This is a genomic window from Lacrimispora sp. YZC11, from assembly GCF_057543815.1.
Genome location: NZ_BAAJYQ010000007.1, coordinates 12,540 through 27,207, shown reverse-complemented (window position 1 = coordinate 27,207; position 14,668 = coordinate 12,540). Strand labels below are relative to the sequence as shown.

The 14,668-nt window shown below is 46.9% G+C and carries 9 protein-coding genes; all 9 read right to left on the bottom strand.

Annotated features, from left to right (window positions below; all coding sequences use genetic code 11):
- Positions 1 to 142: 142 nt before the first annotated feature.
- Positions 143 to 3,172 (bottom strand): beta-galactosidase, LacZ type, encoded by a 3,030-nt coding sequence (lacZ, locus tag AC27IJ_RS12240; RefSeq protein ID WP_487149083.1) that lies wholly within the window; start codon positions 3,170 to 3,172, stop codon positions 143 to 145.
- 92 nt (positions 3,173 to 3,264) lie between these two features.
- The gene (locus AC27IJ_RS12235) at positions 3,265 to 4,098 is read right to left on the bottom strand and encodes a carbohydrate ABC transporter permease (RefSeq protein WP_312444729.1); all 834 of its coding nucleotides are present in this window, start codon (positions 4,096 to 4,098) and stop codon (positions 3,265 to 3,267) included.
- A gap of 1 nt (position 4,099) precedes the next feature.
- Positions 4,100 to 4,993 (bottom strand): carbohydrate ABC transporter permease, encoded by an 894-nt coding sequence (locus AC27IJ_RS12230; protein ID WP_313257648.1) that lies wholly within the window; start codon positions 4,991 to 4,993, stop codon positions 4,100 to 4,102.
- A 76-nt stretch (positions 4,994 to 5,069) separates the two neighbouring features.
- Positions 5,070 to 6,443, bottom strand: a complete 1,374-nt coding sequence (locus AC27IJ_RS12225; RefSeq protein WP_487149081.1) for an ABC transporter substrate-binding protein — start codon at positions 6,441 to 6,443, stop codon at positions 5,070 to 5,072.
- A 99-nt stretch (positions 6,444 to 6,542) separates the two neighbouring features.
- Positions 6,543 to 8,096: a response regulator transcription factor gene (locus tag AC27IJ_RS12220; protein ID WP_312444732.1), complete on the bottom strand. Its 1,554-nt coding sequence runs from the start codon at positions 8,094 to 8,096 to the stop codon at positions 6,543 to 6,545.
- On the bottom strand, positions 8,093 to 9,874 hold the full coding sequence (locus AC27IJ_RS12215) for a sensor histidine kinase (protein WP_312444734.1): 1,782 nt from the start codon (positions 9,872 to 9,874) through the stop codon (positions 8,093 to 8,095). Before AC27IJ_RS12215 ends, AC27IJ_RS12220 begins: the two co-directional genes overlap by 4 nt.
- A gap of 76 nt (positions 9,875 to 9,950) precedes the next feature.
- Positions 9,951 to 11,651 (bottom strand): DUF2264 domain-containing protein, encoded by a 1,701-nt coding sequence (locus AC27IJ_RS12210; RefSeq protein ID WP_312444736.1) that lies wholly within the window; start codon positions 11,649 to 11,651, stop codon positions 9,951 to 9,953.
- Positions 11,652 to 11,684: 33 nt separating this feature from the next.
- Positions 11,685 to 12,854, bottom strand: coding sequence for a glycoside hydrolase family 88 protein (locus tag AC27IJ_RS12205; protein WP_334308390.1), 1,170 nt, complete (start codon positions 12,852 to 12,854; stop codon positions 11,685 to 11,687).
- On the bottom strand, positions 12,838 to 14,667 hold the full coding sequence (locus tag AC27IJ_RS12200) for a glycoside hydrolase family 2 protein (RefSeq protein ID WP_487149078.1): 1,830 nt from the start codon (positions 14,665 to 14,667) through the stop codon (positions 12,838 to 12,840). The genes AC27IJ_RS12205 and AC27IJ_RS12200 overlap by 17 nt, the downstream gene beginning before the upstream one ends.
- Position 14,668: the final 1 nt, after the last annotated feature.

The window sequence follows — 14,668 nt, the reverse complement described above, 5'->3', positions numbered from 1 at the left end:
CAATTCTATTATAATACAATATCATGAAAAAAGGACACGATTACCTGATTATTTTTATCAACAACTTTAATTTTTCTCCCACAAAAAATAAAGCGGCAGACCGTAAGAGTTTTCTCAAACTCCTGCCGTCTGCCGCCTGCATCTATGATCTTCTTTCAATAATAAATTCTGTTACAAGCTCTTCTTCCCCGCTTATGCAGTATTCCTGGTGAACCGGCGCTCCCCAGCTGTCATCGCCGCCGACTCCTCTCATGGCGCCTAAAATGTTCACTACCGTATATCTTGGTGCCGGAAGCTCCTCTCTGTGGGTTGCAGCTTCCAGCTCCTCCGCCGTATAGGGAAGTACGGAAGCATCAAATTCCTGATTGGCTGCGCAAAAACTGATGGAATGACCCTCCATGTCCGATACCTTGAGCCAGCGGACCCCGGTCCTGTTGCCGCACTCCTGAGGCACCAGATAACGGGAAAGGTTGTTATCCGGCGTATCCTCATAGATACCCAGCCTCGCTCCTTCATTCCTGTCACAGTAATTTTCCTCCGGTCCTCTTCCATACCAGGTGAATTTCTTTGCTGTTTCCGGTGTGATGAGCCTCATTCCAAAAGCAGGAATCTCTGGCAATCCCTTTTGACCCCGGAATACGGCCCTTACATGAACAGCTCCCCTTCCATCTACTTCGTAGGTAACCTCTGTTGATGCCTTGGGAACAGTAGAAAGCTCATAGGTATAGGTCACCTTTATGCTTCCTTCCTTCTCCTCCACCGCACAATTCTCATTGCTGTAATAAGGGAATCTGCCTGCCCCATACCACAAAGAACTTGCCACGGAAAATTTATTTCCTTTATCATTATCCGTAGTCGCCCTCCAGTACACTGGCATCATCGGCCTTCCGACCCATTCTTTCCCGTCGTAAACCAGGGAAACGATACCGCCTTCCTGCTTGGAGAACAGGATACGGAAGCCATCTCCCATAACACCGATGTTGACGTCGCCATGAACCACTGTCAAAGGCTGTCCGCAGCATTTCTCCTGCTGTCCTTCTATTACTGAAACCGCCTCACCAAAAGCTGTTTCATAGCCGGAATCTGCCCACAAGGCATCACTTTTAAGAAGAGCCGAAACCTGGCAGACATATTCCCCCGGCTCTGTGAATTCCGGCACTGGGATAGCTTCATACCCTGTATTCAAAGGCTTTACTGATGCATCAAAGCTCTTCTGATAAACCGGTTCTCCGTCCTTTAAAACCGAATATACAAACTCAAGGTCAGAGGTATCTGTAAATAATCTTCTGTTTTCTATGGATACACCTTTGGAGTCAGGAATCAGGCGGATATCCTGATACAGGTATTTTACCTCCTGGGCCTTTGGGGAGATGGTCCTGTCTGCATAAGCGATCCCGTTTCCGCAGAAGCTGTAATCCGTGGGCCTGTCGCCAAAATCCCCGCCATAGGTCATATGCTCCTTGCCGTAAGCGTCCTTTTTCATCAGAGACTGGTCAATATAATCCCAGATAAAGCCGCCCTGATACATCTCATACCCGTCTTCTAAATCCGTGTACTTTTTCATCCCGCCAAGAGAATTGCCCATGGCGTGCATGTATTCACAAAGGATAAAAGGCTTCTTAGGATCTGTATTTAAATATTCCTCTACTTGGGAAGGCTTGGCATACATCCGGCTTTCCATATCGCTGGCACGGTCAAATTCCCGGTTCCAGAACACGCCCTCATAGTGAACCAGCCTGGAAGGATCCCGTTCCTTAAAAAACTCTGACATAGCCAGAATGTCCTCTCCTGCATAGGATTCATTTCCGCAGGACCAGATCAGCACACTGGGATGGTTCTTGTCCCGTTCCAGCACTGACTTTGCCCGGTCCACCACGCAGTCCTTCCACTCAGGAAGGCTTCCGGGTACATTCCAGGAGGGCTCGCAGGCTCCCATCTTCTGCCAGGAACCATGGCTTTCTAAATTTGCCTCATCAATAAGGTAAATCCCATATTCATCGCAAAGCTCATACCACAGGCTCTGATCCGGATAATGGCAGGTCCGGACTGCATTGATGTTGTGGCGCTTCATAAACCGGATATCCCACATCATATCCTCTTTTGTAATGGAACGGCCTCTTCTTACATTGAATTCATGGCGGTTGATTCCCCGGAATACGATTCTCTTTCCGTTTAAGCACATCAGCCGGTCTTTCATTTCAAAACGGCGGAATCCCACCTTCTGAGGAACAATCTCCTTCACATTTCCCTGCTCATCGTACAAGATTATGGTGAGTTCATACCGGTATGGATCCTCACCGCTCCATAGATGGACATTGGATATGCATGCGGTAAATTCCACTACTTTCTTTGCCGGAATGGGTTCCCAGGAAGCAACTGTTTCCCCAGCCTTGTCCTTTAACACAGCACGGATGCTTCCCTTTATTTCTCCTGTAAGGGTCAGTTCCCCGCGGAACAGGCCATCCCGGTAGTCATCGGATACGTCCCCGTGAATGAATAAATCCTCCACATGGCATTCCGGAACCGCATATAAATACACATCCCGGAAAATCCCGGAGAACCGGAAGAAATCCTGGTCCTCGATCCAGCTGGCGCTGCTTCTTTTATAAACCTCCACTGCAAGGCGGTTGGATCCTGGCTTAACAGCATCCGTAATCTCAAATTCAGAGGGCGTAAAGGAATCCTCAGAATATCCGATAAAGGTTCCGTTCAGCCAGACATAAAAGGCCGTTTCCACTCCCTGAAAGGACAGGAACAGTCGTTTCCCCTTTAGCGGCTCCTCCAGTTCAAACTCTCTGCAGTAGCTTCCTACCGGATTATTCTGCCAGTCAATATGGGGAGGCCTGATGTCAGCCAGACCATCCCATGGGTACATGGTATTGATATACTGGCATCCGCCATATCCTTTAAGCTCCATATGTCCCGGAACCTCAATGGTGCCAAAGCTGTCCAGATTAAAATCACTTTCGTAGAAATGCTCTTTCCGCTCCGTGGGATTTTCTGCATAGGAAAATTTCCATGTCCCGTTTAAGGATTGGCGCTGTTCCATAATCCCCCTTAGAGCTTCTGCTTCCGTTTCATAATAGCAGTGATCGGAATGGGCAGCCAGTCGGTTTACCGCGAAAACTCGCGGATCCTCCAGCCATTCCAGTTTAGCGGTCTTCTGATCCATTGAAAGAAACCTCCTTCTATAAATACTATAGGTCCATTATAATCCACCACTTTAAAAGAATCCATGGCATTTTTTACGATTTCCTATATCTTTTATTCCTTCACCGCTCCGGCAGCGATTCCCGCCAGAATGTATTTCTGGAAGAAAATATAGATAAGGATCGTCGGCAGCATGATGATTATGATACCTGCCGCCAGCTTCTGCCACGACCCCTGCTGGGCATTGGCATAATTCATCAAAAAGGTTGTTAAAGTACGAAGCCTGTTCTTTGGCATATATAAGTATGGAATATACATATCATTGATGATGGTAATTGCCTTGATAATCACCACGGTAGCTGTGGCAGGTGCCAACAGAGGAAAAATGATCCTCGTAAACAGGCCGAAATAAGAACAGCCGTCCAGGAGCGCGCTTTCATCAAGAGACAACGGGAGAGTTGAGATAAACTGCCGGTAAATATAAAGCTGCATCAGATCCGACGCCACATAAATCACGATGGGCGCCCCAAGTGTATTGTAAAGACCGATGCTGTTAATGATTTTAAATCTGGCAATTTCCGTTACAAAGCTGGGAATCAGCATGCCCAGGAAAAAAAGGCTCATGATCACTTTTTTGAACTTAAACTCAAATCGCTCCATAATAAACGCGGTTATGGTTCCAAACAGCACATTAAACAGAATACTGACCACAAGTATAATGCCCGTATTCTTAAAACCAATCATAAGATATTTATCTCCCACCACCTTTTGAAAGTTTGAAAGGGTGATCCTTTCCATGGGCGGCAGAAGAAGGGGAGATGTATTCACCATATCTGCCTTCGTCTTAAAAGCGGCAAACAGGGTCAGAAGGATAGGCGCAAGAACGATCAGTACCATTCCCATGCAAATGATCTGCTTTAAGCCCTGTTCCATTGTACGTCTTTTCATCTTATTTTCTTCCCCCCTTCAGAATGATTCCGTGAATGATCTTGTTCTGAACCAGATAAATGACAACGATCATGACCATGATCGCCACCGCCATGGTGGAGGCAAGGCCGAAGTTGCTGTATTTAAAGGCCGTATCAATGGTATACAGCGTAAAGGTGGAGGAGGCATAACCCGGTCCTCCGCTGGTCATGACATAGGGGATATCAAATACCTGGAGAGCGCCACGGATGTTGTCGAAAAGGACAAAATCCACCATGAGCATAATGGACGGTATCTGAATATACTTGAACATTTGCCACGCATTTGCTCCATCCACTCTGGCTGCTTCCTGTACATCCTGGGGAAGAGACTGTAAGGCCGCCATAAAGAGGATGACATGGTAACCGGAAAACCTCCACAAGGAAACAAAGGCCAGAACGAAATTGACGATTTTAGGGTCGGACAGCCAGTTTCTTATCAGGCTCTCCAGATGAAATACGGTTAATATCTCATCAAATGCTCCGTTTATAGGAGAAAAGAAATAGGAAAAGGCATAGGAAATTGCAACCCCGTTGATGATATATGGCATAAAAACCATGGTTTTATAAAATTTAGACGCCCTAAGCCTTGAGGTTAAAAGCACCGCAAACATCAGCTCAATGGGAATGAATATCAGATGCCCGAAAAAATACACTCCATTATTGCGGAGGGACAGCCATAAGTCCCTGTTCCGGAACATGGCCGTGTAATTGCCAAAACCGATATGATCATAGGTTTTGGAATATCCATCCCAGTTTGTAAAGCTCATGCGGATTAAGTCAAAGGCCGGAAACACCACAAACCCGATGAGCAGTACTATTGGAACAACAAGGGCAAATACAATAAACCTTTTTTTCTGTTTTTCCAGAGAATTCATAGATACCTCCTGATTCATGTCCTTGGAAGAAAAGGGGAGCAGGGCTGCCATCACCCTGTCCCCTTTTCCATTCTGTTTATTTAATTCCAAGCTTGGTTCTGGCCTCCGCCCATTTTGTATTGAGTCCATCCAGTTCCGCTTTTAAATCAAAGCCATTGGTAAACATCTGGGCGCCCAGCTTCTTGTAATCAAATGCGATTTCGTTCTGGATCGCCTGGAAATTGTCTCCGCCGCCGTCATACATAACCAGTTCCTTATCCGGCTGCTGCTCATCCGCCTGGGCCAGGGTCGGGTCCTTTTCCTTGGGGAAGTTCTTCATGGAAGAGGCACTGGTTACATAATTGATGTAACCTGGGTACCATTCTTCGCTGTAAAACCATTCTACGAAAGCCTTTGCCAGCTCCGGATTCTTGCTGTGAGTGGTTACTCCCATAAAGGAGTCGCCCTGCACGATGACACGGAAGGGATCGTCCTGGGAATCTCTTACCGGAAGGTAGAAGGTACCAAGTTCTGAAGCATCATCGGTACCGCTCTTAATGTTCTGTAAGCCCCAGTCTCCCAGAGCAATGATAGCCGCTTTTTTCTGGGCAAACAGGGATGTTACCTGATCGTTGCCCATGCCAAGAGGATCTTTGCCGAACACATTTTTGCCGAATAAGCTGTAAACTTTATTGTATGCCTTGTTAATGTCGGTTCCATCTGCAAACGGAGCATCTGTCTTTGCCATATCGTTCCAGTTCTGTCCATTGCCGCCCTGAAGTGCGGGCATAAATTCCATGTACGGATAATCCGGCCATTCATCCTTTGCGCCAAGGGCGATTGCCATGAAATCCGGGTCTTTTTTCCCATAAAAATCCTGAAGGGTCTGAGCTGCTTTTTCAAAATCTTCCCATGTGGTAGGAACCTCTACACCGGCTTCCTTAAACATATCCTTCCAATAAAAAACGTATTCATATCCCGCTGTCATTGGAATTCCCAAAACCTTGCCATCCATTGCGTATCCGGAGGCCAGCTCGTTGTTTTTCGCTGCTTCCAGCTCGGATAAATCCACCAGATAGTCCTTGAACCTGGATAAGGTGAAGGGCTTGTTAAACATTACATCCGGAAGCTGGTTTGCTGACGTTCTCATCTTCATGGCATTCCAGTATTCGGAATCATCCTTAATCTTTTCTACTTCAATATCTGCTTTGGGATATTTTTCCTGGAATTTCCCAACCATATCATTTTCATCAATATAATCCATCAGGTTGTTGTCCCAGATGGCAAATACCAGACTGCCTTCTAAGTCTTCCTTTGCCTCCGCTTTTCCTGCTTCTGTCTGAGCCCCATCCTGACCTTTTGCAGTGGTTTCTTTTTGGGTTTCCCCGGTTCCTTTTGATGCGGAACAGCCGGTCATGGTACCTATTGCCATTGCTGCACAAAGCCCCAAAGCCAACACTCGTTTTCTCATTTCTGTAATACCTCCCTTGTTTTGATGATATTATATTACCATTTCAAAACAGCCTTCTCCATGAGATATAGTTTGAAAACTTGATATATCGTCAGGTCTTTATTTCCGGTACCCGCCCGGACTTACTTTGCACAGTTTTTTAAATACTCTGGTAAAATGCTCCACACTGTTATAGCCAACGCTCTGACTGATTTCATAAATCTTTAAATCCGTTGTCTCCATCAGCTCCCTTGCCTTTCGAATGCGGACCTCTGTTAAATAATTGCTGAAGGTCATCCCCTCTTCTTTCGTAAATTTGGTGCTGAAATATTTTTCATTCAGCCCGATGAAACTTGCCACGCTTCCCAGTGTCAGCTCCGGATTGGCATAATTGTCCATAATGAACCGTTTTGCACGGATCATCATATCCGCCTGCTTCCGGTCCGTATGGTGGTCATTATAATCCATAATCCAGCGGAAATAATTATTCAGCCATAATTCCAGGCTCCGCATTTCATCCAAGCGGCCGATTTTCTCATAATAATTGACCTCTTCTGCAAACAGGGCGCTGATATCATCGTGGTTATCCGAAAGCTGCCAGGCTATGCTGCAGATGAGATGGAGGCAGACCTCTTTGGCTGCTTTTAATTCCATTTTGTAAAGTTCTGAAAAAAATCCTTTCTTTTCCGACCACACGGCCAACTCATCGCCTACCATCAGTCCCTTTAAAAGCTTTTCATAATCCTGCCCGGCCTGCCGGACCTGCTGGAAGGATACCACATCTTTTTCCCATGGATCGCAGATCTTCCCCTTTCCTTTTAAGTACTTAAGCCTTAACTGCTCTCCTGCCTCTTCAAACCGGTTTAAGAAATCTTTTTTGCCATTCCCCTGCCTGCTGATCCCAGCGGAAACGGAGAGATTCATAAAATGCTTCCAGACATTGCATAACTGTTTACAGGCGGATACCGCATTTTCCCTATACTGCTCCGGATCGGTTATGCGGTACAGCAAACAATAGCGGGAAGGCGCCACTGCCCCAAGTATGCAGCGGGAAGCCACCCGGGGGATCTGCCCGGCCAGCTCTAACATGGGCTTTATCAGTTCTTCATCAAAATCCTCTCCAAAACGAGCCGATGCTTTATGGAAATCTTCTATTTCAAATTGCATCACCAGGTATTCCTGCTGAAAAAAAGTCTCCTCAAGGGACCGTCTTCCCATGGCCATATCTACAAGAAGGACAGAATCCGGGACTTGTACCATCGGATTCTTCTCTCCTCCCTTTTCATTGCCGTGATCGTGAAAGACCTCTTCATCCATACGCTTCAGCATGGCTGCAAGGGTTTCTTCTGTTAGTCCGGTCTTTAATAAGTAGTCGCAGGCCCCCAGACGGAAGGCATCCCGGACCAGCTTGAAATCGTCATAACCGCTTAAAACCAGTACTGCCGGCATGGTTTTCAAACGGTTTAACTCCTCTAAGAGCCCGATCCCATCCATAACCGGCATTTTCATATCGGTGATCACTAAATCCACCGGGTGATCCTTGATATATTCCAATGCCTGCTGGCCATGAATGGCATCCGCGGCAATCTGATACCCCAACTCTTCCCAGTTAATAAGGGAGTGCAGGGTGATCCGTACTATGGTATCGTCATCCACGATCAGGACTTTTCTCATGGTTTTTCAGGTTCCTTTCTTCTTATGGGAATGCGGATGGAGGTTCTTGTGAACCGGCCCTTTCCGCTTTCCATCTCAAATTCACAGCTTTCGCCATAATTAAGCTTAAGTCTGGTTTTTACATTGGTGATTCCGATACTTACATGATCCTTTTGCCCTTCCTTACCCTCTTCCCCATTCAGGATCCGGCTCATCTCTTCTTCAGACATACCCTTTCCGTTATCCCGGATCTCAAGGTACAGAAATCCATCTGCTTCACGAGCCGTCAGCCAGATGATCCCCATTTCATCCATCAGGCCGCTAAAGCCATGGACAATGGAATTTTCCACCACAGGCTGTAAAATAAGTCGCGGGACCAGACAGGAAAGGCAGGATTCCTCTATTTCATATTTTATATCGAACCCGTCGGAATAACGGATTTTCATCAGATAGATAAAACTGTCTAAAACCTCCAGCTCCTCTTTTAACGGATAGAATCCCGTATTGCTCCGGAAGGAGCAGGATAATATTTTAATGAGCGCCTCCGCCATGCGGGCAATGGACTCATACTTTGACATCTGTGCGATAAACCGGATAGAATTTAAGGAATTTACCAGAAAGTGAGGGTTGATCTGAGACTGCAGCGCCCTGATTTCCGCCTCATGCTTTTTCTGCTGCTGTTCCTCATTTTCCTGTATCAGCTGCTTTAACCGTCTTGTCATACGGTTAAAGGAATGGATCATCAGATGCAGCTCTTCCTGCCCTTTTGGTTCCACATGAACCAGAAGATTTCCCTCTTCCACCTTTTTCATGCCCTCAACCGTATGATGGATGGGGTCAATGATGCTTTTTAAGAAATAGCTGGAAAAACGGTAAAACAGTGCAAACAGGAAGAGCGTAACCGCTACAATGACGGCTGCAGTCCTGTTAAAGCTTCTTGTAAGGGCTTCATAAGACACTACGCTGATGATCTTTAAGCCGGTCACCGGTTCTTCGGTCACCACTCCCATATACCGTCTGCCACTTGCCTGATACCGGAATTTTGGCTGTTCCAAAGAAATATTCCGGGGCAAAAGAGCCATCGTACCTTCTGCGTCAAAAATGACTTTTCCTGACTTGTCCGCAATCATGGTAGATCCAAGCATCCGTTCCTTATTATAATCTTTTATCAGCCCTCCGGTCCTGGATGAGACAAACAGCGCCGTCATCTCTATGACCCCGTCCCGGTCCACATCCATTCCGGGAGACAGGCCTGCGGCAATGGTCAGAGTATAGGCATTTTTTCTGGAATTAGTTACGCTGCGGTCATAAAAACCTACCTTTACCACGTTGGGTGCTGCCATAGCTTCCTGATACCAGGAGGAGGCCCTAAGTTCCTCTCTGCCCAGGGTAATATCATCCTTCATGTACGTATGGTCCCCGTCTTTCATATAAAATACGGCAGACAGGATGTCTTGCACCGGAACCATGGCATAATGAAAGGATTCGGTCAGGATCTTCGTATAAAGGTATTTTTCAGCCACATCTTTTGTATTGGTTTTTGCAGCATTTTTTATGACTTCATTGTCGTTTACATATACGAAATGGGATAAACGGAGTGATACATCCTTTACTTCGCCGCCCATAGTGGATGCGATGTTATCCTGGGCACGACGGATGTTGGAAACTGCGGAATCCACCATCATGGTACGGATAATGAGGATGGACAGTAAGATTATAAAAAGAATAGGAATCACGATGAGGGCGAAGAAGCTGTTATAATAAGAAGCCTTTAATTTCTGCTTTTTATTCATCCACATCTTCTTACGCCCTCCTCGCTGTTACCTGTTTATGACTTTATTATACAGCGGAAAAACTTTAAAATCAATTATCATTCTACCGGATCATGCTTTCCACCTTTGTTTCCAGCCGGATGGTTTCCCCTTTTTTAATGCGATAGGACACCGCGGGTATGGAAGCATTGGGATAAAGCACATTGGTATTGGGATCAGACTCTATTACCACCCCTGCTGCATCCGGACCTTCCCCGGATACCATACACTCCTGTTCTCCAGAGGATACAAATGCGCTCTTTTCCTCTGCCTTCTGCTCATAATTTTCCGTGAATTTTTCAACGGAAAAGCCGCAGTCGTAGGCAGTGCAGTCGTACTGACTCTCAATTTCATGGATCCTTAAATGACCGTACTCTTTGGGAATGATAGTAGATGTGACCATGATTCCCGGGAAGGGATGCCATCTGCTTATCACCCGGTCTTCCAAAACCTCATAGGAGTCACTGTATTTCCGGACAAATACATAATCATCTCCGTCAATGACGAAGGCCAGGGAAGAATCCGGAGCATTTTCATGGAGGACGATCTGGCTTCTGGCAACGGAGAATCCAAACCGGGTGGAATAGGCAAATTTGGAGTATTTCTCCGGTACATGGCCGTGTCCGTATCTCTCACAAACTCCTGCCGGATAAGCCACTACATCTTTTCCGCGGCGGTGCATCACCATGTCCGCCTGTTTTAATATTTTTACCGGCTCAAGCTTTGGCAGCTCCTCTGTTTTTGCAGTCCAGAAGGGGTGCTCATCGGGCAGCCCCAGACACAAGAGGGTCTTCATCCCCCAGTAAGGGGAACCCGGCGCATTGTAGCGTTCCGCCATGATTAAGTTAGGGTATCCGTAACCAATGGTCAGCACGCCGTCACGGTCAAAGATCTTCTGCTTCGTCCACCAGTTTAGATGGCGTGATATGATTCCCTTTACAACTCCTGCCGGAATATCCTCAAGTCCTGCAAACACATAAGCAGACCAGAAAGCTGCTTCTCCAAAACGGTAGGATAAGCTTCTTCCGTAAGGGAGAGCAGAACCGTTTTCATCAAACCAGTATATAAAATCTCTGGCAAACCGCTTTGCCCGTTCCTTAAACAGCTGACACCGTTCCGGCTCTTCCTCTTCCATTGCCACCGCATACAAAAGCCCGTAATAATGAAGGGCAAAAGAAATATAATAATCCTTCTGACTGGAACCGCCATCCCGGTACCAGCCATCTCCAATGTAATAGCTTTCGATCTTTTCAAGGCCGGAAGCCAGCCGTTCTTCACTGTACCGGCAGCCCAGCTTTTGCAAAGCAACGTTCACCAGGATCATGAAAAACTGCCAGTTGCAGTCAGGAATAATATATTCATTGATTTCATAAAGCCATTTTGCCAAATTCTGTTGTTCTTCCTCACTCAAGGGCTCCCATAATTTTTCCGGAGTGAAGATTAAGCCGCTTGCTATGGCCGCCATTTCCACAAACCGTTGGTCATAATCCTTAAAACCACCCCAGTATTCCGGATGAGAGGGATCGGTGCCGCTTGCAAGTCCGTTCCGGTAAATCTCCTCAAACCCCTTGCCTCCCCCCAGCCACAAAGGTACCAGCGCCCACAAAGGCCTGGAAAAGGCTTCCATCTCTATGCTCACCTTGGGATATGTGACACCGCTGTCTCCAAGGGAAAGCCTGGCGCACCCTTTGCTGTACAATGGCTTTAAAGGATTTAACACCTGGAACATCCATTGCTGGAAATCCTGTTTTGTTTCAAGTTTCATCTATATTCGCCTCTTTTCGAATTATTTCGATTATTACCAATATGGATTCCAATCCTTAGACAGCCTGGTGAGGGCCTCCATGTAGAAATAATCTCCCCAGATGTTGCACTCATCCACCCCTTCCGGTGTGCAGGTATTGTAAGGGGACTTCTTGGAGTAGGTACTGTGAAGCACCAGCCCATTGGATTCCTCTAAATCCTTAACCGCATAATGTTCCACAACGGACTCCATGATCTTTTTTGCTATGGATATGCAGCAGGCAGCATCAGCTTCATTAAGGTACTTTGCCATCTCAAGCATTCCGCAGGCCGCAATGGAAGCAGAGGAAGAATCCCTGGGTTCTTCGGAGCCTTCACCAAATTCCAGATCCCAGTATGGCACCAGATCCGATGGAAGGTGCTCTAAGAAGTATCCTGTCACATGTTTAAAATCCTCAATGTATTCCGGCCGCCTTGTATACCGGTAGGCAAGGGCGCAGCCATAGATCCCCCAGGCCTGACCTCTGGCCCAGGCAGAGCCATCCTTATAGCCCTGGCAGGTAGCCCCATGATCCGGCTCTCCTGTCTCCATGTTCATGAAAAACGTATGCCAGGTGGAATAGTCCTCCCTTATGACATTTGCAATGGCAGTATGAATGTGTTTTTCAGCTATCTCACGGTATTTCTGATCTCCGGTTTCTTTTGTTGCCCAATATAATAAGGGGAGGTTTAAAAGACAGTCAATGATAAAGCGGTAATTCGACCGCTGGTTCATGGGCCCCCAGGCCTGGATAAACTCACCTACCGGCTGAAAACGGCTGATCAACTGGTCTGCCGCCTTGATTGCCGCTTCCTTTGCTCTTTCATCACCGACCAGCTTATAGGCAGCTACACAGGAAGGAGAATATAAAAACCCCATATCATGATGATCTACTTCCACCTTGCGGTCGATCCGGTCCAAAAAGCTTTTTGCCTGGATCTGTCCGGCTTTTTTCAGTTCCTCTGCATTGCTCCACTCGTAGGCCAGCCATATCTGTCCGGTCCAGAAACCGGTGGTCCAGTTTACATTGGGAGTGGGGTTATAAAATCCCTCCTCACTGTACGCTTTTTTAAAGGATTCCGTAAATTCTTTTAAATTATTTGTTACCTGCTTCACGGCAAAATCCATGGCTTCCCGGCACTTTGCCTCTGTCAGTTCTGGTTTTCCTCTAAGCAAAGCCTCCATCTGTTTGTTCACGTTTTCTTACCTCCTCGTAATATTCCTTCATGATTAAAAAGGCAGGCTTCTCCCGCATCCGGTCCGCTGTCACCAGCCCCTTGATGTTATACCCCTTCTGATATGTTCCAAGCCGTTTCGGCGTCCGGTAATCAAATAGGATCCAGGGCGCAGTTCCCTGAATATAATCGGTCTTTCCAAACAGTTCAACCTGCTTTTCATAAATTTCCTTCTGTTCCGCCTCCGAGCCCCGTACCTTGCCGCCTTCCGGTCCGGAAACCAGATATCCATCCCCGCCGAATTCGCTGATAACAACCGGTCTTTCAGGCTTGGAGCCCACTAAAATATCAGCCAGCTTTCCATAATCCGGATCATACCAACCATAGTATTCATTGAATCCTATGACATCCAGATGCTTTTCCAGCCTGTCGGATATCCTTAAATTCACGGCATCCACCAGACAGGCGGCTGATACCAGACGGCTGGAATCGTATTCCCTTGCCGTTTCCACCAGCTCCTTCATAAAGTGGTAGCGCTCATCGGTATCGGGATTTTCATTTCCTACGGACCAGATGATCACGCTGGCCCGGTTATAATCCCGGTTCATCAGCTCGGTCAGTTGGTTCTTTCCATCCTCTAAGGTCCGAGGGTTTGCAAAATCGATCCACCAGTAAACCGGAATCTCTTCCCATAAAAGAAGGCCAGCTTCATCGGCCAGTTCCGAAACCCACTCCGTATGAGGATAATGAGCCAGACGGAGGAAATTGCAGTTCATCTTTTTGGCCCAGTCAAATGCCCGGAGAATGTCTTCCTTCGTAACCGCCTTTCCATGATCCTCTGTGTCCTCATGAAGGCAGACGCCCCGGAGAAAAACCGGCTTTCCATTTAATAGAATTTCCCTGCCTCTGGTTTCCACGGTACGAAAGCCCACCCGGTCCTTCACCTGATCCAATGTATTATTGCCTGACCGGAAATGCAGGAAAACCTCATAAAGCTTGGGATTTTCCGGACCCCACAAGGAAAGGCCGCTGATTTCCAATGTCAGCTGTCCCCGTCCATCTGCTCCCAGTGGAATTGCCTCTTCCACCTGAAGCTCTGGTATGGAAAAAAACGCTTCCCCTTCCTCAAACCCCTCCAAACCTCCAAGGGCCGCGGAAACATTGATTTCCTTTTTCTCTCCATCTGTAAGGGATACTTTCATATCCTTGATATAAGTCTGAGGCACACAAAAAAGGGTTACGCTCCGGTAAATGCCGCCGTATAAAAACCAGTCCGTATTCTCACTCGGAATCTGATCCTGCCGTCTGGTGTTATCAGCAACCACGATAAGCCTGTTATCCTCCTTTAAATACTCCGTGACTTCAACACAAAATGGGGTTGAGCCCCCTTTATGGACTCCCAGAAAATTTCCGTTTAAAAAGATCCTGGTTTCATAAGATACTGCCCCGAACCGCAAAAACACATGTCCTTCCGGGGATCCCTTATAGGAGAACCGGCGGCTGTATACCGCCGGTCCCTCATAATAAAAATATTCCGGCTTTGCAAGGTTCCATACTCCTGGTACCTGGATTTCCTCCCAGTCATCAAATCCATAATCCAGAGGAACTTTAAGCCCCTCTGAATTGACTTCCTGTTCCAGAAACCATTTGGCCCTGAGACAGTTATCATACATATCTATGGAAAAATTCCAGGCACCGTCCAGTGACATCTCCCGCCGTCCGCCTGGGATCACATAGGATTCCGCCCCCAGGCATGGAGACGCATAGCTGTCCTTATAAGCTTCGTTATGGATGTTATCCACGAAATTTTTAATTTTTTCCATT